At 52.4% G+C, this 18,300-nt stretch carries 19 protein-coding genes; 11 read left to right on the top strand and 8 right to left on the bottom strand.

Features of this window, described 5'->3' with window-relative positions; genetic code table 11:
• Positions 1–286: 286 nt before the first annotated feature.
• Positions 287–2,485 (bottom strand): catalase/peroxidase HPI, encoded by a 2,199-nt coding sequence (gene katG, locus FDP13_RS05360; protein WP_143838939.1) that lies wholly within the window; start codon positions 2,483–2,485, stop codon positions 287–289.
• Positions 2,486–3,051: 566 nt separating this feature from the next.
• Here katG and FDP13_RS05355 point away from each other — a divergent pair.
• From FDP13_RS05355 to FDP13_RS05315, 9 genes are all read left to right on the top strand, one after another.
• Complete coding sequence (locus FDP13_RS05355) at positions 3,052–3,849, top strand: class I SAM-dependent methyltransferase (RefSeq protein ID WP_143838938.1); 798 nt, start codon at positions 3,052–3,054, stop codon at positions 3,847–3,849.
• A 71-nt stretch (positions 3,850–3,920) separates the two neighbouring features.
• A complete protein-coding gene (gene nikA / locus FDP13_RS05350; protein WP_143838937.1) occupies positions 3,921–5,495 on the top strand; it encodes a nickel ABC transporter substrate-binding protein in 1,575 nt (524 codons plus the stop codon).
• Positions 5,496–5,560: 65 nt separating this feature from the next.
• Entirely contained in the window at positions 5,561–6,496 is a 936-nt protein-coding gene (opp1B, locus tag FDP13_RS05345) for a nickel/cobalt ABC transporter permease (protein WP_143838998.1), read from the top strand.
• Entirely contained in the window at positions 6,493–7,350 is an 858-nt protein-coding gene (opp1C, locus tag FDP13_RS05340; RefSeq protein ID WP_027712584.1) for a nickel/cobalt ABC transporter permease, read from the top strand. The genes opp1B and opp1C overlap by 4 nt, the downstream gene beginning before the upstream one ends.
• Entirely contained in the window at positions 7,347–8,159 is an 813-nt protein-coding gene (locus FDP13_RS05335; protein WP_143838936.1) for an ABC transporter ATP-binding protein, read from the top strand. The genes opp1C and FDP13_RS05335 overlap by 4 nt, the downstream gene beginning before the upstream one ends.
• 3 nt (positions 8,160–8,162) lie before the next feature.
• Positions 8,163–8,924, top strand: a complete 762-nt coding sequence (locus FDP13_RS05330; RefSeq protein ID WP_143838935.1) for an ABC transporter ATP-binding protein — start codon at positions 8,163–8,165, stop codon at positions 8,922–8,924.
• A 188-nt stretch (positions 8,925–9,112) separates the two neighbouring features.
• The gene (locus tag FDP13_RS05325; protein WP_033577608.1) at positions 9,113–9,568 is read left to right on the top strand and encodes a MarR family transcriptional regulator; all 456 of its coding nucleotides are present in this window, start codon (positions 9,113–9,115) and stop codon (positions 9,566–9,568) included.
• 138 nt (positions 9,569–9,706) lie between these two features.
• Positions 9,707–10,609, top strand: a complete 903-nt coding sequence (locus FDP13_RS05320; protein ID WP_143838934.1) for a helix-turn-helix domain-containing protein — start codon at positions 9,707–9,709, stop codon at positions 10,607–10,609.
• A gap of 124 nt (positions 10,610–10,733) precedes the next feature.
• On the top strand, positions 10,734–11,237 hold the full coding sequence (locus FDP13_RS05315; RefSeq protein ID WP_012770433.1) for a DUF2501 domain-containing protein: 504 nt from the start codon (positions 10,734–10,736) through the stop codon (positions 11,235–11,237).
• Between the two features lie 107 nt (positions 11,238–11,344).
• On the opposite strand, the gene FDP13_RS05310 is transcribed toward FDP13_RS05315, so the two are convergent.
• Positions 11,345–11,935, bottom strand: a complete 591-nt coding sequence (locus FDP13_RS05310) for a flavin reductase family protein (protein WP_033577607.1) — start codon at positions 11,933–11,935, stop codon at positions 11,345–11,347.
• Between the two features lie 362 nt (positions 11,936–12,297).
• On the opposite strand from FDP13_RS05310, the gene FDP13_RS05305 reads away from it, so the two are divergent.
• On the top strand, positions 12,298–12,630 hold the full coding sequence (locus FDP13_RS05305) for a DUF1971 domain-containing protein (protein ID WP_012770431.1): 333 nt from the start codon (positions 12,298–12,300) through the stop codon (positions 12,628–12,630).
• A 10-nt stretch (positions 12,631–12,640) separates the two neighbouring features.
• Positions 12,641–12,979, top strand: coding sequence for a DUF1869 domain-containing protein (locus FDP13_RS05300; RefSeq protein ID WP_143838933.1), 339 nt, complete (start codon positions 12,641–12,643; stop codon positions 12,977–12,979).
• Positions 12,980–13,081: 102 nt separating this feature from the next.
• Here FDP13_RS05300 and FDP13_RS05295 read toward each other — a convergent pair whose 3' ends face one another.
• From FDP13_RS05295 to FDP13_RS05270, 6 genes are all read right to left on the bottom strand, one after another.
• The gene (locus FDP13_RS05295; protein WP_143838932.1) at positions 13,082–15,571 is read right to left on the bottom strand and encodes a phage tail tape measure protein; all 2,490 of its coding nucleotides are present in this window, start codon (positions 15,569–15,571) and stop codon (positions 13,082–13,084) included.
• A 72-nt stretch (positions 15,572–15,643) separates the two neighbouring features.
• On the bottom strand, positions 15,644–16,336 hold the full coding sequence (locus FDP13_RS05290; protein WP_199886306.1) for a hypothetical protein: 693 nt from the start codon (positions 16,334–16,336) through the stop codon (positions 15,644–15,646).
• A 3-nt stretch (positions 16,337–16,339) separates the two neighbouring features.
• Complete coding sequence (locus tag FDP13_RS05285) at positions 16,340–16,966, bottom strand: hypothetical protein (RefSeq protein WP_143838931.1); 627 nt, start codon at positions 16,964–16,966, stop codon at positions 16,340–16,342.
• Position 16,967: 1 nt separating this feature from the next.
• Complete coding sequence (locus FDP13_RS05280) at positions 16,968–17,324, bottom strand: Mor transcription activator family protein (RefSeq protein ID WP_199886305.1); 357 nt, start codon at positions 17,322–17,324, stop codon at positions 16,968–16,970.
• A gap of 241 nt (positions 17,325–17,565) precedes the next feature.
• Positions 17,566–17,838, bottom strand: coding sequence for a hypothetical protein (locus tag FDP13_RS05275; RefSeq protein WP_143838929.1), 273 nt, complete (start codon positions 17,836–17,838; stop codon positions 17,566–17,568).
• 11 nt (positions 17,839–17,849) lie between these two features.
• Entirely contained in the window at positions 17,850–18,299 is a 450-nt protein-coding gene (locus FDP13_RS05270) for a hypothetical protein (protein ID WP_143838928.1), read from the bottom strand.
• Position 18,300 lies beyond the last annotated feature (1 nt).

Here is an 18,300-nt window from a genome sequence, read left to right as displayed (position 1 = left end):
TTGATTATCGCGCGCTTAGTCGTGGCGCTTATTATCAAATCAGGACGATATTTATCGATTATGAGACGAAATTGGCCGGTGCGAATGGGTAACCGATCGCCCATGCGGGGGTAGGCTAAGCGCAGGTGATGCCGGTCGTAGCGTGGCAGACAGTCGCGTGGAAAATAGTAGCGTGGAAAACAGTCGCATGGAAAACAGTCGCGTGGCGACATGGCCGCCACGCAGAGCAGGTGATGCTATCGGGTGCGCCCGGCGCGAAAACGCCGGGGCAGAGCAATGATAACGACTACGCCAAATCGAAACGGTCGAGGTTCATCACTTTGGTCCAGGCGGCGATGAAGTCGTGGACAAACTTCGCCTGCGCGTCTGTACTGCCATAGACTTCGGCCAGCGCGCGCAGTTGCGAGTGGGAGCCGAAGATCAGATCGACACGAGTGCCGGTCCACTTCAGGTCGCCGCTGACGCGATCGCGCCCTTCAAACACGCCGTCTTCTCCCACCGCTTTCCAGACGGTGCCCATGTCCAGCAGGTTCACGAAGAAGTCGTTGGTCAGTGCGCCGGGCTGGGTGGTGAAGACGCCGTGTGACGCCTGATCGACATTGGCGCCCAGTACCCGCAGCCCGCCCACCAGCACCGTCATTTCCGGCGCGTTCAGCGTCAGCAACTGGGCTTTATCGACCAGCAATGCTTCGGCTGCCACGCTGTAACGGCCTTTCAGGTAGTTGCGGAAGCCATCGGCGATCGGTTCCAGTACGGCAAACGACTCAACGTCGGTTTGTTCCTGTGATGCGTCCATCCGGCCGGGCGTGAAGGGCACGTTCACCGTGTGGCCGGCAGCCCTGGCCGCCTGTTCCACCCCGACGGCACCCGCCAGCACGATCAGATCGGCCAGCGAAATCCGCTTGTTGTCGGACTGCGCCTGGTTGAACTCGCTCTGGATGTTTTCCAGCACGCCCAGCACCTTCGCCAGTTGTTCCGGCTGGTTGACCGCCCAGTCTTTCTGTGGCGCGAGGCGAACGCGGGCACCGTTAGCACCGCCGCGTTTGTCGGAGCCACGGAAGGTGGACGCGGATGCCCAGGCGGTGGAAACCAACTGGGAAACCGTCAGGCCGGAGGCCAGCACGTTGGCTTTCAGGTCGGCAATGTCCTGCTCGCTGACCAGCGTATGGTTAACGACCGGAATCGGGTCCTGCCAGAGAAGCTCTTCAGCCGGGACTTCCGGGCCGAGATAACGGGCGCGCGGCCCCATGTCGCGGTGCGTCAGTTTGAACCAGGCGCGGGCGAACGCGTCGGCGAACTGATCCGGATTCTCGTAAAAACGGCGGGAGATCTTTTCATACGCCGGGTCGAAACGCAGCGACAGGTCGGTAGTCAGCATGGTCGGCACATGACGTTTGGACGGATCGTGCGCGTCCGGCATTTCGCCAGCGCCGGCACCGCCTTTCGGCTGCCATTGGTGAGCGCCCGCCGGGCTTTTGGTCAGCTCCCATTCGTAGCCGAACAGGTTCTGGAAGAAGTAATTGCTCCATTGGGTCGGCGTTTGCGTCCAGGTCACTTCCAGACCGCTGGAGATGGTGTCGCCGCCTTTGCCGCTGCCGAACGCGCTCGTCCAGCCAAGGCCTTGTTCTTCGATACCGGCGGCTTCCGGCTCCGGGCCGACCAACGCTGCGTCGCCCGCGCCGTGGGTTTTCCCGAAGGTGTGGCCGCCGGCGATCAGCGCCACGGTTTCTTCATCGTTCATCGCCATGCGGCTAAAGGTTTCGCGGATATCTTTGGCCGCCGCAATCGGGTCGGGGTTGCCGTTCGGGCCTTCCGGGTTGACGTAAATCAGCCCCATTTGTACCGCAGCCAGCGGGTTTTCCAGATCGCGTTCGCCGGAGTAGCGCTTATCACCGCTCAACCAGTTGGTTTCGGAACCCCAGTAGACGTCTTCTTCCGGTTCCCATACGTCCGGGCGCCCGCCGGCGAAGCCGAAGGTTTTGAATCCCATCGATTCCAGCGCCACGTTGCCGGTAAGGATCATCAGGTCGGCCCATGAAATTTTCTGGCCGTATTTCTGCTTAATCGGCCACAGCAGGCGACGTGCTTTATCAAGGTTAACGTTATCGGGCCAACTGTTGAGCGGCGCGAACCGTTGTTGACCGGCACCGGCGCCGCCACGGCCGTCACCGGTACGGTAAGTGCCGGCGCTGTGCCAGGCCATACGGACAAACAGCGGGCCGTAGTGGCCGAAATCCGCCGGCCACCAGTCCTGCGAGTCGGTCATCAAGGCATGAAGGTCTTTTTTAATGGCATCCAGATCGAGGCTGTTAAACGCTTCGGCATAGTTGAACCCGTTATCCAGCGGGTCAGACAAGGAAGAGTGTTGGTGCAGAATGTTCAGATTCAGTTGATTGGGCCACCAGGCACGATTGTCGGTACCGCTACCGCCGGCGGTAACGGGTGTACTCTGGTGATGGAACGGGCATTTGCTTTCGGTTGTCATGCGTTCTCTACCTTATGCTCTGTGTCCCCATCGACCCGGCCTGAACAGACCGCCGGGCAGTGAGATATGGACAGGAAATTGCTCAATGATGCTTGCCTTGGATACTGCGTTAGCATCTAACGCAATGCATTGAATTTCATTGGGGAGTTCTTGTTCGCCAGGCGGTATTCAGTGCCTTTGGCGTGAAATTCACTATTCATCTTAGCCAGCCTCTTGCCAGAGGTGAAATCGAATTACATGAATATTGTGATAGATATTGGCTATTTAACTGTGAGAATTAATAAGTAAAGCAATTGTTATCAGGGTGTATGCCGTCACCATAACACGGGCCGGTGCGACAGATGGATTGACCGATATCGACACCGGCCGCTTTCATGATCTGTCTCAATGAAGTATGAGATTTTTATAAAAGTTCATACACCGGGCGGGTACATATTTTTTTTCGCAGTGTACTATTCCCTCGCGGTGTACTCATGAACACGGTTATTCATTTCCCAACGGTGTCTGTTACCCGCCTGATTTTTCCTATTGAGGTTAATTTGTCGTAATAATAGCGGGGAGCCGTTGTGACACAATTAATAATGAATGATGCGGTCATGGACGATATAACGCAGGATGGTTTACTGAATGAGGTAAAACATTACTGGAATAACCGGGCGGAAGGGTATAACGAGGTTAACGTCGCTGAATTAGCCGGCGGAAAACGCCGGTTATGGCAGGAGATTATTTTACGCCACGCCCCGAAAAAGCCGCTGTTGAATATATTGGATGTCGGCACCGGGCCGGGTTTTTTCGCCGTGACGCTGGCGCTGGCAGGGCACCGTGTGACTGCCGTGGATGTGACGCCGGCCATGCTGGCGCAGGCCAGAAGTAATGCAGATTATTACGATGTCGAGATTGCATTCGCGGCTACCGACGTACATGCCTTGCCGTTTCCCGATAACCATTTCGATGTGCTGGTGACCCGTAATGTCACCTGGAACCTGAAACAACCGCTGTCAGCCTATCAGGAGTGGCACCGGGTATTAGCGCCGGGCGGTCGGTTAATTAATTTTGACGCCAATTGGTACGCGCACCTTTTTAATGCTGCGGCACGAGAGGGCTATTTGCGTGATAGACAAAATGCCCGCCGTCTTAACATTAATGATCATTACGCCAATACGGATACGGTGGCGATGGAAAATATCGCCAGAGCGCTGCCGTTAAGCCGGGAAATACGTCCGGCGTGGGATCGACGCGCTCTGTTGTCCTGTGGTTTTCACCAAGTCGTTATCGATGAAAATATTGCTGAAAACGTATGGGATAACGAAGAGAAAATTAATTACGCCTCTACGCCGATGTTTATGGTTGTTGCGGAAAAATAAACGGGTGTCCCCGTCATATTTCACGTTGCAGGTGCGTTGGCGTTTCTTTTTTATTTTTCAGGGTAAGCAAGATGATGCGCATTCATCCCCTCTCGCTGGCGGCACTGGTGCTGTGCCTGCTGTTCGGCGCATTGTCGGTGTCGGCCGATATGCATGACAATCAATTGGTTTACGCCAGCACCAAAGATATTCGGGATATTAATCCCCATCTTTATTCCGGTGAAATGGCCGCCCAGAATATGGTGTTTGAATCGCTGGTCATCAATACCCCTGACGGTGTGAAACCCTGGTTGGCGGAAAGCTGGACGATATCGCCTGACGGCAAACAGTATATTTTTTCGTTACGTCATGATGTCCGGTTTAGCGATGGCGAGCCGCTGACGGCGGCGGCGGTTAAACAGAACATGGACGCGGTGTTGGAGAATTATCCGCGCCATGCCTGGCTTGAGCTGGTAAAGCAGATCGATAACGTCACCGCGCTGGACCGTTACCGCGTCCAGATTACGCTGAAAAACCCCTATTACCCGACGTTAATCGAACTGGGGTTGACCCGGCCCTTCCGGTTGGTGTCGCCGAAAGCATTTATCGGCGGAAAAACCAAAGACGGCATTACCGGGTATATCGGCACCGGCCCGTGGAGACTGGCGGAGCATAAACCCAATCAGTATGCGCGGTTTGTCGTTAACCCTGATTACTGGGGCACCCGGCCGCGTCTTCACAGCGTGATGTGGCGGGTGATGCCCGATCGGCAATCGATGCTGATGGCGTTGCAAAAAGAAAGCGTCCAGCTCATTTTCGGGGCGGACGGCGACATGCTGGATATGGACAGCTTTGCCGCACTGGAAGCCTCAGGAAAATACCGGGCGTTGATAAGCCCGCCGGTGGCGTCTCGTGCGCTGGTGTTGAATAGCGGGCGTCCTGTCACCGCAGATAAAGCGGTACGCCAGGCGCTGCAATACGCGATTGATAAAGCCGCCATCGCCACCGGGGTGATGGGCAACGCCGAAAGCGTCGCCGATACGCTGATGTCGCGCCGTGTGCCGTATTGCGATATCGATTTGCCGGTTTACCGGTTTGACCCGCAACGGGCCGGGGTGTTGCTGGAGGCGGCCGGCTGGCATCTGGCGGCGGGAAAAACGGTGCGGGAAAAGGACGGCAAGGCGCTGGTGCTGATGCTGTCTTATAACCGCAATAATGCGGCGGAACGGGAAATTGCCGAGCTGATTCAGGATGACCTGAAAAAGGTCGGTGTGCAGTTGACTATCCTGGGAGAAGAAAAACAGGCGTTTTTGGATCGTCAAAAATCGGGCGATTTTGACCTGCAATATTCGTTGTCATGGGGCACGCCGTATGACCCGGCGTCGTATATATCGTCTTTCCGTATACCTGCCCATGCGGATTATCAGGCGCAGAAGGGATTACGCCGCAAAGCCGAGATCGACACGCTGATCGGCGAAATATTGCTGACGCCGGATGAGAAACCGCGCCAGACACGCTACACGCAGTTGTTTACGTTGTTGGCCGATGAAGCGGTGTATATCCCGTTGACCTATTCAAGGACGAAAGCGATTTATGCGCCGGTGCTGAAAGGGGTGGCGTTTAACGCCTCACAGTATGAAATTCCCTTTGAGAACATGCATTTTTGAGCGTAATGCTCCTGATGGTGCATCGGGAGTCGGCGGTGGTGGGCCAGCAGAGGAAACAGCAGCGGATGTGCATTTATTTCATCAAACGAGTAGGTATGACGGCGCCGCTGGCCGTTCTGATATCGTTTCTGGCGTTTTCGTTGCTGAATTGGGTGCCGTCGGACCCGGCTGAAGTGGCGTTACGGGTGAATGAGATTGTACCGACCGACGAAGCCATACAGCTGATGCGACGCGAGCTGGGGCTGGATCAACCGTTTTTCCTGCGTTACTGGCAGTGGCTCTGGCGGGTGCTGCATCTTGATTTCGGCACGTCGTTTATCACCGGAAACGCGGTGTGGCTCGAGTTCAGGCAGGCTATGCCCGCCACGTTGTATCTGGCGGCGACGTCGCTGGCGCTGATTGTGTCGATATCGCTGACGCTGGGCGTGCTCTGTGCGGTAACCGAAAACACCTTGTTCGATAAAGCCGTACGCAGTCTGGTGTTTTTAACGATCGCTATCCCTAACTATTGGCTTGGCCTGCTGTTGATGTGGGGGCTGGCGGTCAGGCTCGACCTGCTGCCTGTCGGTGGTATGCAAGACGCACATGCCGTGATTTTGCCGTCATGTACGCTGACGATGGGGTACATCGGCACCTATATTCGCCTGATTCGGGGCAGTATGCTCGGCAATCTGCGGCAAAATTACGTGTTGTACGCCAGAGCGCGGGGGCTGCCGGAGCCGGTCATTGTCATCAAGCATGTGCTGGTGAACTCTCTGCATACGTCGCTGGTGGCGATCGGCATGAGTATTCCCAAACTGATTGCCGGTACGGTGGTGATCGAAAATATTTTTGCCTGGCCCGGCGTTGGCCGGTTGTGTCTGTCCGCTATTTTTAACCGCGATTATCCGATGATTCAGGCTTACATGCTGCTGATGGCGCTGTTGTTTCTGGGCGGCAATCTGTTGACCGATCTATTACAGCGCAAACTTGACCCACGAATAAGAGGCGCGTGGGAATGAGGCGGCCGGGTATCGGAAAGACGATAAGGCAGGATCGGCTGGCGTTGTTATGCGTCCTGCTGCTGCTGACGGTGTGTCTGGCCGGGGTGTTCGCCCCCTATATTGCGCCGCACGACCCGACCCTGACGTCGATAAGGCATAAGTATCAGGGCATTAGCCTGCTGTATCCGCTCGGTACGGATAATCTGGGGCGGTGCGTTTTTTCGCGGCTGGTGTTTGGCGTAAGAACAACGGTATTTTACAGCGTCGCCGCTATGGTGATGACCGTGCTGACGGGCGCCGTCATTGGGATGACTGCCGGTTATTGCCAGGGCCGGATCGATAGCTGCTTAATGCGCGTCTGCGACGCGATGCTGTCTTTTCCCGGCGAAGTGATGGTGTTTGCCATCGTCGGTGCAATCGGGCCGGGGATGCCGACGATTCTGCTGGCGGTGGTGTTGGCGAAGTGGGCCTGGTATGCGCGCATGACTCGCGGGATAACGCTCAGGCACAGCAGCAAAAATTATGTCAACTATGTGCGGATCATCGCCGCGCCGCCGGCCTATGTGATGCGTCGACATTTGGTGCCGGCCGCCGCCGCCGATATGGTGATTTTGGCGTCTGCGGATATTGGCAGTGTGATACTGATGATTTCAGCGCTCTCTTTTTTGGGGCTGGGTGCCCAGCCGCCATTGCCGGAATGGGGAAATATGCTCAGCGAGGCGAAAAACGTCATGTTGACGCACCCCACGCAGATGCTGCCTGCCGGTCTGGCTATCGCCGTGGTGGTCGCCGCCTGTCATGTGGTGGGGGATTTTTTGCATGATGCGTTGGATCCGGCCGCCTATACCGATAATCGGACATCACCACCATGACGCCGCCGACCTTGCTCGATGTTAACCGGTTGGCGATCACCGACAAGCGCACGGGGTGCCGGCTGCTTGAGGGAGTGACGCTGAAGCTTCATGCCGGGTGTTGTACGGCCATCGTAGGGGAGAGCGGCAGCGGGAAAACGTTGCTGTGCAAGAGCCTGCTTGGCTTGCTGCCGCCTTGGTTGCAGGTAAGCGGCGAGATGATGTTCAACGGCAACGATTTACGGTGCCTTTCTTCCCAGGCGTGGCGGGCGATTCGTGGTCGGCGGATGGCGTTGATCATGCAGGACGCCCCCGGCGCATTCGATCCGCTGTATACGATCGGCAACCATTTTGACGAATCGCTCCGGCGGCATGGGGCGTTAACCCGCGCGCAGCGCCGGGCCTGCGCGTTGGCACAACTGGCGCGCGTCGGTCTGCGGGATGCCACTGCCGTATTAGCGGCCTATCCTCACCAGTTATCCGGCGGGATGCTGCAACGGGTGATGATCGCCATTGCATTAGTATCGCAACCGGCGTTAATCATCGCCGATGAACCAACCGCCTCGCTCGACAGCATGACGCAATACGACATCGTGCAGCAGTTTATCGAACTGCAAAAACAGCATGACAGCGCCATGGTGTTCGTCTCTCACGATCTGGCGTTGGTCGGCGCGCTGGCGCAACAGGTGGTCGTGATGAAAGACGGCCGGGTTGTCGAGCAAGGTGGCACGGAACGGGTATTTACCCATCCCGAACAGGATTATACCCGCCACCTGATTGATACCCGCAGGCGTTTGAGCGCGGCGTTCCACCGGATTATGGGAATATAACGCATGTTGCTGGATGTGCGGCAGGTTGAAAAAAACTACCCGGAAACGCAGCGCCTGGCTTTCCTGAAAAGAAAGCGTGCGATTATCAAGTCGGTTTCGTTCTCGCTTGGTCACGGCGAATGTCTGGCGATCGTCGGTGAAAGCGGCAGCGGAAAAAGTACGCTGGCGCGCCTGATTTGCGGGCTGGAACCGCCGGATCGGGGAAGCCTGTTATTAGCGGGCGAGTCGGTTTCGGCTCCCCAAAACAGGAAACAGCGTATCAGCGCCGTGTTTCAGGATTACACCTCGTCGATTAACCCGCTGATGACGGTCAATCAGGCGTTGTCTGAGCCGTTGATATTGCAGGGTGTCGCCCGGCGGGTTGACCGGGATCGCCGAATCGCCGAATTATGCGCGCTGGCCGGACTGGCGCCGACATTAGGCGATCGCCATATTCATGAGTTGTCCGGCGGCCAGATTCAGCGTGTCTGTCTGTGCCGCGCGGTGGCGACGAATCCGCAACTGCTGGTGTTGGATGAAGCCATCAGCGCGCTGGATGTCTCCTCACAGGTGCAGATTCTGGATCTGCTCATTGACCTGCAAAAACGCTTTAACCTCTCCTGCGTGTTTATTACACATGATATTCAGGCGGCGGCATATTTGTGTCATCGCGTGATGTTCTTTTACGAGGGCGAAATTGTTGAAACCTGCGCGGTGAACGATTTGCCCACCGTTTCCCATCCCTACGCCCAAAGGCTGTTGCAGTCGGTCATGACCTTCCGCTAACCCTTGCTACCGTTGGTATTCCCCTGTTCATGGCTATGACGAGCGCGGCAGATGCAAGTCTGCTGCGGGGAAGGGGTGCTCCGTGTCCATTGTAAATAAAATGTAAATAGGGGTATGGTCCGGCTTGACATTTCGTTGACCAGGCATTAGTTTCTTGATCAATTAATGCCTAGTCAGTTTTTTATTACATGAACAGAAGCAACAACGAAACGGTTTGCTCGATAGGGTTGCTCATCCATCTGTCAAATCAGTTTAAAGATCATCTGCTTAATGAGTATTTCGCCGGCACTGATATCACGGCTCCCCAGTTCAAGGTCTTGATCAGCATTTATAACGGGGTGATAAGCCCTGTAGAGGTGAGCAAGAACGTGATGGTGGATGGCGGCGCGCTGAGCCGCATGGTTGAGCGGATGGTGAAGCGGGAGCTGATTATGCGTCAGCCTCATCCGGATGATAAACGGCAGGTCATTCTGGCGTTGACGGAAAAGGGGCAGGATATCTGTCGGAATTTCGAACAGGAAGGCTTGCGGGGCGTTCCGGCGCAACTGACCGCCCGCCTGACGCCTCAGGAAACGGAACAACTGATATATCTGCTGACCAAGATGCTGCCTGATGAAGTGGTGGCGCGCTACTTGCCTTACTAAGTCCAGCCCTGGGTCGTGCTACATCGCTGTAGTGACTGCTGCGGAGGTCGCAGTAGTAATAGATGAATTGATGCCGATGCCGGTTTGTCATCGGCGGTTATGAGTCAGTTTCTGGTAGTCAGTAAGGAGGATTTTGCAATGATGTTATCAACGATGCCATCGATGGTGAGATTTACCGCTGAGCTGGTCGGGTGGATAGAGAACCACCTGGAAAGCCCACTGATGATCAATGACGTCACCGCGAAATCAGGTTACAGCAAATGGCATTTGCAACGGTTATTCAAGAAAGAAACCGGCGTCTCACTGGGAACCTATATTCGCAACCGGCGGTTGAGCAAAGCGGCGATTGAGTTAAAGCTTACCAATCAAACCATTCAGGACGTGGCGTTACGCTATTGTTTTGACTCTCAACAGTCTTTTACCCGCACGTTCAAAAAGCGTTTCGGCATGTCGCCCGGCCACTATCGCAGAGCGTCATTATGGGATTTCTCCCGCCTGCAACCCTCATTAGGCGCCGGTGCGGATTGGCTGCCGATCCCGGAACTCGTCGATTTACCGGCAATACCGGCAAGTACGCATCACTTTGAACAGTCACAAAATATTGATGACTTTCTTTCGGCTAATGACCTCTCGCAACGGGTCGGTTGGTGGGAGCAGGCAAGTCATCAACAGGATGACGATGTGGTGATTTATGCGTTTTGCACCGTGCTGCCGGATGCCAATCGCGTTAACCGCCATGTTCGGTTAGCGTACCACATGAGCGCCGTTGAGCCGTCGCAGCAGCAAGAAGCCCCGGTGGATAGCCCGACAGCGGTGCAGGCCGGCAGTTATCTGCACTTTAGTTTTTCGGGGGATGCGCAGGAATATCAATCGTTTCTGAAAGCCATCTACCACCATCTTTTGCCCGGCCAGGCGTATACCCGCGTGAGTGGTGGCGAGCTTGAGGTTATCCGCTGCCGGAAAAATGCCGACGGCAAAATAGATACCGGATATTTTGAAGTGGAGTACTATGCGCCGTTTGACCGGCAATATTCGGCGTAACGCGCACTAAATCAGACATTTCCCCACACACGCTGTGGGGCAGTTTCAGTTTTATCGGATGGTAGGACGCCGTGGTAAAGGTATACTGCGCGGTAATTTTTGATCATAAAAGAGTAAGTGGGTTATGACACTAATCAAACGTGCAGTGAATCGTGTTGGCATTGCCGCACTGATGGCGATATCAGGTTATGCTCAGGCGGCAAGCTGGCAGGATTCTTTATCCAGTGCGGCCAGCCAGTTAAGTCAGAATGGTGCGGCAACGGGCAATGGCGCTTCATCCGGCAATATCGGCGGGCTTGGCAGCCTGCTTAATAGCGGAACGCAATCGCTCAGCGCCGGTAGCATGAATAATGCAGCAGGTATTCTGCAATACTGCATAAAACAGAAATTGGTGTCGGCAACGAACACTGAAAATATCAAGGACCAATTGCTTAATAAACTGGGGCTGGCGTCTCAGCCTGAGCAGCAAAAGCAGGCCGATTATATGCAAGGATTGTCCGGCCTGTTAAATACAGGGGAAGGGAAACAGGTCGATCTGAAAGCGATTGGCAATACCCCGCTCGGAGAGAAAGTCAAAACCAAAGCGTGCGATATTGTATTAAAGCAAGGCGTGAAATTCATCTCCTGATAGCCTTTTACACCGCTGGCTGAAGTGATGCCAAACCCGGTATTCAGGTTGCAGGTCAACACGCCTGCAACTCGAATTATTTGGGGGTATAACGGGGAAGTCGGCGGTTAATGGCCATATTTAAAATTAAAACCTAATGCATCGCCGGTGGTATCGTATTCGCGGAAGTTATATATCAACGGTTTCCATTTTGACGAATCAATAACGTCGTCCTGACCGAGAATCGTGCTCTCTGCCCAGATTGTCAGGATATCCAGTTCAACCAGAATAAAACGCCCCTTATCCGTGGTACTGACGGTTTTACATTCTACCTGAATCGGGCATTCCGCCACTCGCGGTGGAGCCACTTGTGTCGATGCTTCGGTGTGAAGCCCGGTTCTGGTGAATTTATCGTGACAGACCTGGACACCCCATTTGATTTGGCTTTCAGATAACGTGTCTCCCCCCGTCAATTTACCGAGTTCTTCCACTTTCGCCCACAGGCGGTAATCCGGAATATTAATCACGATATCTGAGCCGGCAAGCACGTTGTGGTATGTTTTACTCCCCTTGCTAATTCCTATGATAATTTTATCACCCAACGAAATTGACGATGATACCGGGGAGACATTGATAGCCCCATTGCTGCTATCTGTCGTTGTAACAAGAAACACGGGAAAGCCATAATAAAAGGAGCTGAGTTTTACATTCTTTTTCATGGTAAGTAAGCTTATTGTTGAAGGACGTACAGTGTTCATTTCTACTCTTTTTAAATTGCCTTAACAATAACCATAATTGAGTATTTATGGGGTATTCCTTTTATTTTTAATGATTTCAGTAATTTTATCACTGTGAATAAACGGTATGGCGTGAATATTTTTCTTCTCTTTTTTAAATCAAAATACTTTGTTTAATTATTTGATTTTATTGGTTTTTTTATTATTATTGGTTTTGTGTTTTTTGATTTATTTAATAAAGGTGAAAAAAGTTATACCAATTGAAATAAAGAGGTATATTATATGCAACATATGTTTGTTGTCTGGCCATTATTTAAGTAGATTAGAAGCCGTGAGGTTGAAATATGCAACGAATTATCATACCCGCTCATTATATTCATACCCGAACAACACCGTTCTGGACGAAAGACACCGCCCCCGCGTCTATTTGGCAGCGACATTTGGATGCGGGAACACGCCAGGGGGTTTATCCCCGTTTATGCGTGATGCAGGGCGCGATTCGCTATTACGGCTATGCAGACGAAACCAGCCCTGAACCTGTTGATACACTACTCATTGAAGCCGGGCAGTTTGGCGTATTTCCGCCGGAAAAGTGGCATCGAATAGAGGCGCTATCCGATGATACGTTATTTAACGTTGATTTTTATGTTGATCCGAAAATTCTAATCGAAGGCTGAGGGGCTCATCATGGACATTGAAAATAAAGGTTATGCTATTTCACTATCCAGTCGCAGTAATAGTGAAAGAGAAGAGCGGGTCTTTCTCAAACCGATGGCGTTATATGTGCCGGCGGTGGCGGCTCAGGGCATGACCGACTTGATTAGCCATCTGTCGGGAAAAATCAACCTTGATAACGGTGTGGTGCTGACCGTGACCAACAAAAATAACGGCGTATCGGTGGATAAAGATTTCGCTACCCTGGCTGAATTGAACGATTCGGATGTCGCCGCGGATGCCGTCAAAGAGCTTATCAATATAGTGAGGGGTTACGAGTCGGACGAGGAAACAAACGTGTGTGGCTGGTAACGTCCGTTTGTTGCCCAGCGCGATAAATCAAACGAAAAAGGCGCGATAAATTGCGCCTCGAATATTTTCAGATATTGAAAAGGAATTGCATTTTTAATGCACTCAGTCGTACGCAATCCGCCGTCTGCTAGAAAGTATTCTCTCCAGCGCCCGTTCAACTTCGCGGGTGATATCCCCCAAAGCTGATGATAGTTCGGCTGTCGCTGTCTGCTGTTTCCCGTCAATATAGATATTGTTGATGATATGAATCTCTCCGGCACCACTACCGGATGACGCATCATTACCTCTTCCTGATGAACTCCGTCTGGCTGTAGTTGGCAGCTCAGACTGGCTGAATGATGGCAGTTTGGGTAATTCAGGTTCCAGGGTCTTCGCCAGCCGCAGGCCCGCCGTAGCGGCCAGTGGGGTACTGCGACTTATACCAATTGCTGCGCCTTGCGCGATATTGTCACCGAACCCCATAAATACCCGGCTGGGTGAATGAATGCCCAGCTTTTCAGCGAACCAGCCTTTGATGTTATCGCCCAGTTCGCCGACACTGGCCTTCGCCTCTTCCCATTTATTGCGTATACCGCTCACAAACCCGTTGATGATATTGCCGCCGAACTCACTGAACTTAGACGGTATGTCAACGCCGAAATATTTCATCACCCCGGCAAAGACCCTGTAGAACAAACCAACCGGCGACCAGTCAAGAATCAAGCTCGTCACACCGCTGATACCACCAGAAAACGCCGTTTTAATATCCACCCAGCGTTGTTTAAACCAGCCGCTAATCGGTTCCCAGTAGCGATAAACCAGATAAGCCGCTCCGGCAATAAGCGTAATAGCTATTCCGATGGGGTTGAGCATCAGCAATCTCCCCATCGTGATAATGGAGCGCCCAACCAGTCCTATTCCCCTGAGCAACGTTCCGCCCAATATCCGGCCAAGGTTTACCGCGCCCTTCGCCAGATTACCAAACAGACTGACCCACTGACGGGCACGCCCTCCCTGACCAAATGCGGCACGTAATAGTGTCCATCGGGAATGCAGCAACACAAGTCCCTTGTAAGTATCAACAATAGGGGAGAGCAATAAATTTAGCCCCAATCTGGCACCAATAGAGGCAGCTTTAAAAGCCAGAATACCTGTGGCAATGCCTGCTATCTTATTCACCATGCTGGCATTGGCTTTTACCCATTGATTTACCCCATCCACCCATCGCACGGTGGCCTGTACACCAGAAATAAACGACGGCGTGAGTTGATCACCAATACTTATTGCCAAATCATTGGTGGCGATACTCAGGCGCTTAATCTGCTCCATTGGCGACCGCATTCGGGTTTCATACGACTTGGCTAGTGCATCATCTTTAGCGGCCTTAAGGGCACCATCACGAATATGTCGGAAGCGATCCATATTGGCCAGCATGGGGCGGACAAACGCCATGACCTGCATGTCGGCAAACAAATCACCAAGGTTATACTGTTCAGCCAGTGACGTCAGGGCTTCGTCCCGTGCCTTGTCATCTTTCAGCTTCATGGCCTTTTTGAAACCCTCAAGGGCTTCCGGGCTTTTCTTCTTCAGATAGAGTTCAATAATATTCATCATGCCCTCTATAGGAGACAACCCCGCCGCCTGATGAGACATAATCGAACTCTCAAGATCAATTCCTACCGAAGCAAATGAGGTGCGTGTTTCCTTGGCAAAGATTTTAGTGAGGAAGTTTTTGAAGTTATTCCCGGCTATATCCGATGAGTTGGAGCCAATCTTCGCAATTTGTAGACTGGCCCCCAGCTCTGCAACCGCTCTTTCTCCTTTGAGCATTGAGGCAATCTCCGGGGCCAGTTCCTGTATCCATTTCACCTGATCGCCGATTTCAAATGACCCTTGATCACCGGCATAAGCGATAATGTTTTGCACGGCACCAAATTTTTCCGCCGTCCCACTCAGTGATAACTGCCATGCTTTGGCTACATTGGCCCAGTCCTTGCCGGAAGTACGGGTTGCCGTAGCCGCACGACCAATGCTCGGCATGTATTTTTCAATATCCTGAACGCTGTCGATGTTGTTGCTGATTAACTCCCCCATCGCCGCCTGCATGTCTTCCTGAGTCTGGTTATATTCCTTTGACCAGCCCCGTAATTTGCTGGCAAGGCCATCCCGCGTCTGGTCGGTGTATTTGGCGGTGATTTGCATATCTATCATCTTGTCGCTGAAAAGCGTGGACTTTTCTATAGCCGGTGAAACCATCTCGTAGCCGGTTCTGGCCATTGCATAGGTTTCAACCCCCTGACCATAAAGCGCCATGCGATTACTACGGGCGGCATCACTGGTGGCTGATGCTGACTGCAACCGCTTTTGCTGCTGCTGAAGTTGCTCCATTGTGCGCCCCACACGCAGCAAGTCTGCATTTATCCGTTGAGCACTTCGGGAACCAATCTCACCGTAACGTTCCATAGCGCGGGAGAGGGTATTTTGCCGCTCAGTGAGCTGGCGTGAGACATCGCCAAGTGAATCGAGCGTGCGGCGTGTGCCGGACATGGCCGAACGGAAGGCACCACTGATGGTGCCCCCGATAATGACCCCTACGCTAAATTGTGAATTCATTGTCAGCTCCGTTAAGTGCTGGAACCTGATATGGACGGGTGCCGCTGCACCGGGCCACGGTGAAATGCGCAGTCAGTCATGTAATGACTGAATCGAAAACCCACCGGGTGCATGTTGGGTGACAACCATGTCACTGCGCAATGACGATATCGCTGCACTCTCTTCTGTATCTGTCTGGGGCATCTGACTGAACAGACTATTGATGCTCTGAATTTCCGTGGATACATCGCTCAACTCTTTTTCGAGCGGCGTCCTCTGTGCCACCAATGCCCTGACTGTTTCCCTGCGTTCCGCAACAGGCGGGAAATCATCATTCCCCCATACTACGGACGTGTCATTTTTTAGCGTTTCAATAATTCTTTCTGAGACTATATCCGGGAAGAAAAAACAGAAATAACGTATGATTTCCAGATTCGTATCGTCTGTTTTGAGTAACCCGGACAACCCCAGAAGCCGTGAAATTCCTGTGATTTCACCGTTTTCTTTTTCCAGCGCCCCCCATGACTCAGCGTTCCCCTCGCTGTGATTATACCCATTTGCCATCGAACGCTTGAGGGAGGAGAAAACACCCGCACCAAAACTCTGAATAAAGCCGGGAATAAAGGAGCAATAATCATCGAGAGATAACGGCATGTTTTGCAAGGCTTCAATTTGCCCGTTAATCTCACCGATTTTCTTTTTCAATTCAGAATGTCTGTTTATCAGACCTGAAAGAGTGGATTTAACCTCACCCAGAGAAGCCAGCACCTCAGAAGATTTAGCCATGATTTAATAACTCCATAATCCCAGAATAACCCGATGACTTTCTTCGTAGCTCACGTTAGCTGCTGTGGAAAATTCATGAGTAAGGCGATCAATGCTGGCCTGTCGCCTGTCTACGATGCTGTCGTATTGCGAGAAATAAACGTATTGCTTGCTGTCACGAAAGACGACAGGAAGCGGCTTCCCTTCCATGAACGCCAGCGGGTCAAGATGCTTGAGCGCTGGCCTCATCCCATTCAACCGACCGAGAAAACCGAGGTGTCGCGGGTAATAGATACCGGGGTACGGATTTCCTGGGCTGCTGGGCTGGAAAAAACTCATAGAAACAGCGTTTAAGTCACCTTGTTTTACCCACTGTGTCAGCTCCGGTTTTGGGTCAACCATTGCCATCATTTTATCACCCTTGACGGCAAGGAAGACAATCTCACCATACGACGTGGCTTCGCCAGGAGGATGCCCGATATAACACGGCGCTTTCCCTTTTTCTTTGGATAAAGAATTATAGGTAGCCGTCGTTTTTAATAAATCATCTCTCGTGAAAGTAAGCTCAGTACCATGCGCATCCGTAAATGTCCCCGAAGTAAAAACATTTACAACCCTCATGTTATCTAAGTTCTCCAAATTTAGTGACATGCTAATTTCCTTTCTTCAGCGTTTCATGTTTGTTTTGTGAGGCAAAGCGGGACTGGCGGATATAGTTGATATTGCTATACACCCATTGAATACTACAGCCATGTTTTCTGGCAATGTCAGAGATTTCCATTCCATCTTCATAATCTCTGAACATGTTTAATGCCTTGTCTTCCCTTTTAATTTTATTCCCCTTGGGGAAATAAATATTTTGCCCGCCGTAGATACCTGAAAGATAAATAACCATAGAGGTTGAAATATTCTCAGCTACGTCCTCAGAAACATGGTTCTCCAGTAGCTGGCTTTTCAGGTGGTCGGCTAAATCCTCAAGAAGTTCATTATTGAGATTCTTTCTCGGCATGTTATCCCCCGTATAAAATTCACGTATAAAGGCTTTATAAAGGTCATAACGGCGTTTTCTGATAACCGGGTGACAAGGGCACCGCATTAATCCCCTGACGGTTTATATCGCCGCTGACGTTTCATTAACGAGAATTAAGAATAAAGGAGGTTCAGACCGGTGTTTTTTAATCGGCTTTAAATAAACCGCCCCCGACTGGCAGGGGCGAAGGTTAAACGGAAGGGAATAATGAGAATGGGGGTTAGCGGCACTTCCGGTGCAGGATATTGATGATAGACAGGGCATCGCTAACCAGCATCCCTGCCGCCTCGGACACCATTTTAGCCTCACAGCCTGACTGATTTCCCGTTTGAAATGATGCGAAATCAAGTACCCTTTGGGCGGCTTCCATACGTGATATCACTGCCTCAAAGAGTTCGTCTGACGGCACATCCTGACAGATAAAAAGCACGTTATGGCTGCATCCCTGTGATGCAATTGCCAGCGGGAGATATTTTTCGTTTTCGGTTTTCATCGGTAGCCTCCTCAGCAGCACTGACCGGCAGCAATTGCCCGCTGGCGGCATGACGGAAAATATAAAATATTGTCTTCTGCCAAGTCATCTTCAGCGAGTCTGGACAGCTTGAGTATTTCAATCGTCATTTCCCGTCCGTGTAAAATTGAATAGACACGAACAGCATGAGGTGAACGAACGAGGCGGGAAAGCAGCATCGCCCCCTGCAAGTCAAGCACCCGTTCGGGTTGGTCGGCGCAGTCCGCCCCCCTTTGCATGGTGTAAACGTGGGGCATCAGTAGTGTGTGATGCGTGCTGAGAATATGAGTGATCGCCGCTTCGGGGTTGGCAAACCCCAGCGCGTTGCCCAGCGCTTTATCGGTAATAAAACCATCGCTTCCCACCATATCAATCTGCACACTGGATGGATTGAATATCCGGTTTACCACGGCCAGCGGGTTGCGGTATGTCAGCAGAGTCATG

It is taken from the genome of Dickeya sp. ws52 (assembly GCF_007210685.1).
GTDB lineage: Bacteria > Pseudomonadota > Gammaproteobacteria > Enterobacterales > Enterobacteriaceae > Dickeya > Dickeya chrysanthemi.
This window is presented reverse-complemented; position numbering and strand designations above follow the sequence as displayed.

What these genes read in the sequence shown, in the direction of transcription:
- katG (WP_143838939.1), bottom strand. Translation starts at nt 2,485, where the DNA reads ATGACAACCGAAAGCAAATGCCCGTTCCATCACCAGAGTACACCCGTT.
- nikA (WP_143838937.1), top strand. Translation starts at nt 3,921, where the DNA reads ATGATGCGCATTCATCCCCTCTCGCTGGCGGCACTGGTGCTGTGCCTG.
- opp1B (WP_143838998.1), top strand. Translation starts at nt 5,561, where the DNA reads ATGTGCATTTATTTCATCAAACGAGTAGGTATGACGGCGCCGCTGGCC.
- opp1C (WP_027712584.1), top strand. Translation starts at nt 6,493, where the DNA reads ATGAGGCGGCCGGGTATCGGAAAGACGATAAGGCAGGATCGGCTGGCG.
- FDP13_RS05335 (WP_143838936.1), top strand. Translation starts at nt 7,347, where the DNA reads ATGACGCCGCCGACCTTGCTCGATGTTAACCGGTTGGCGATCACCGAC.
- FDP13_RS05330 (WP_143838935.1), top strand. Translation starts at nt 8,163, where the DNA reads ATGTTGCTGGATGTGCGGCAGGTTGAAAAAAACTACCCGGAAACGCAG.
- FDP13_RS05325 (WP_033577608.1), top strand. Translation starts at nt 9,113, where the DNA reads ATGAACAGAAGCAACAACGAAACGGTTTGCTCGATAGGGTTGCTCATC.
- FDP13_RS05320 (WP_143838934.1), top strand. Translation starts at nt 9,707, where the DNA reads ATGATGTTATCAACGATGCCATCGATGGTGAGATTTACCGCTGAGCTG.
- FDP13_RS05315 (WP_012770433.1), top strand. Translation starts at nt 10,734, where the DNA reads ATGACACTAATCAAACGTGCAGTGAATCGTGTTGGCATTGCCGCACTG.
- FDP13_RS05310 (WP_033577607.1), bottom strand. Translation starts at nt 11,935, where the DNA reads ATGAAAAAGAATGTAAAACTCAGCTCCTTTTATTATGGCTTTCCCGTG.
- FDP13_RS05305 (WP_012770431.1), top strand. Translation starts at nt 12,298, where the DNA reads ATGCAACGAATTATCATACCCGCTCATTATATTCATACCCGAACAACA.
- FDP13_RS05300 (WP_143838933.1), top strand. Translation starts at nt 12,641, where the DNA reads ATGGACATTGAAAATAAAGGTTATGCTATTTCACTATCCAGTCGCAGT.
- FDP13_RS05295 (WP_143838932.1), bottom strand. Translation starts at nt 15,571, where the DNA reads ATGAATTCACAATTTAGCGTAGGGGTCATTATCGGGGGCACCATCAGT.
- FDP13_RS05290 (WP_199886306.1), bottom strand. Translation starts at nt 16,336, where the DNA reads ATGGCTAAATCTTCTGAGGTGCTGGCTTCTCTGGGTGAGGTTAAATCC.
- FDP13_RS05285 (WP_143838931.1), bottom strand. Translation starts at nt 16,966, where the DNA reads ATGTCACTAAATTTGGAGAACTTAGATAACATGAGGGTTGTAAATGTT.
- FDP13_RS05280 (WP_199886305.1), bottom strand. Translation starts at nt 17,324, where the DNA reads ATGCCGAGAAAGAATCTCAATAATGAACTTCTTGAGGATTTAGCCGAC.
- FDP13_RS05275 (WP_143838929.1), bottom strand. Translation starts at nt 17,838, where the DNA reads ATGAAAACCGAAAACGAAAAATATCTCCCGCTGGCAATTGCATCACAG.
- FDP13_RS05270 (WP_143838928.1), bottom strand. Translation starts at nt 18,299, where the DNA reads ATGACTCTGCTGACATACCGCAACCCGCTGGCCGTGGTAAACCGGATA.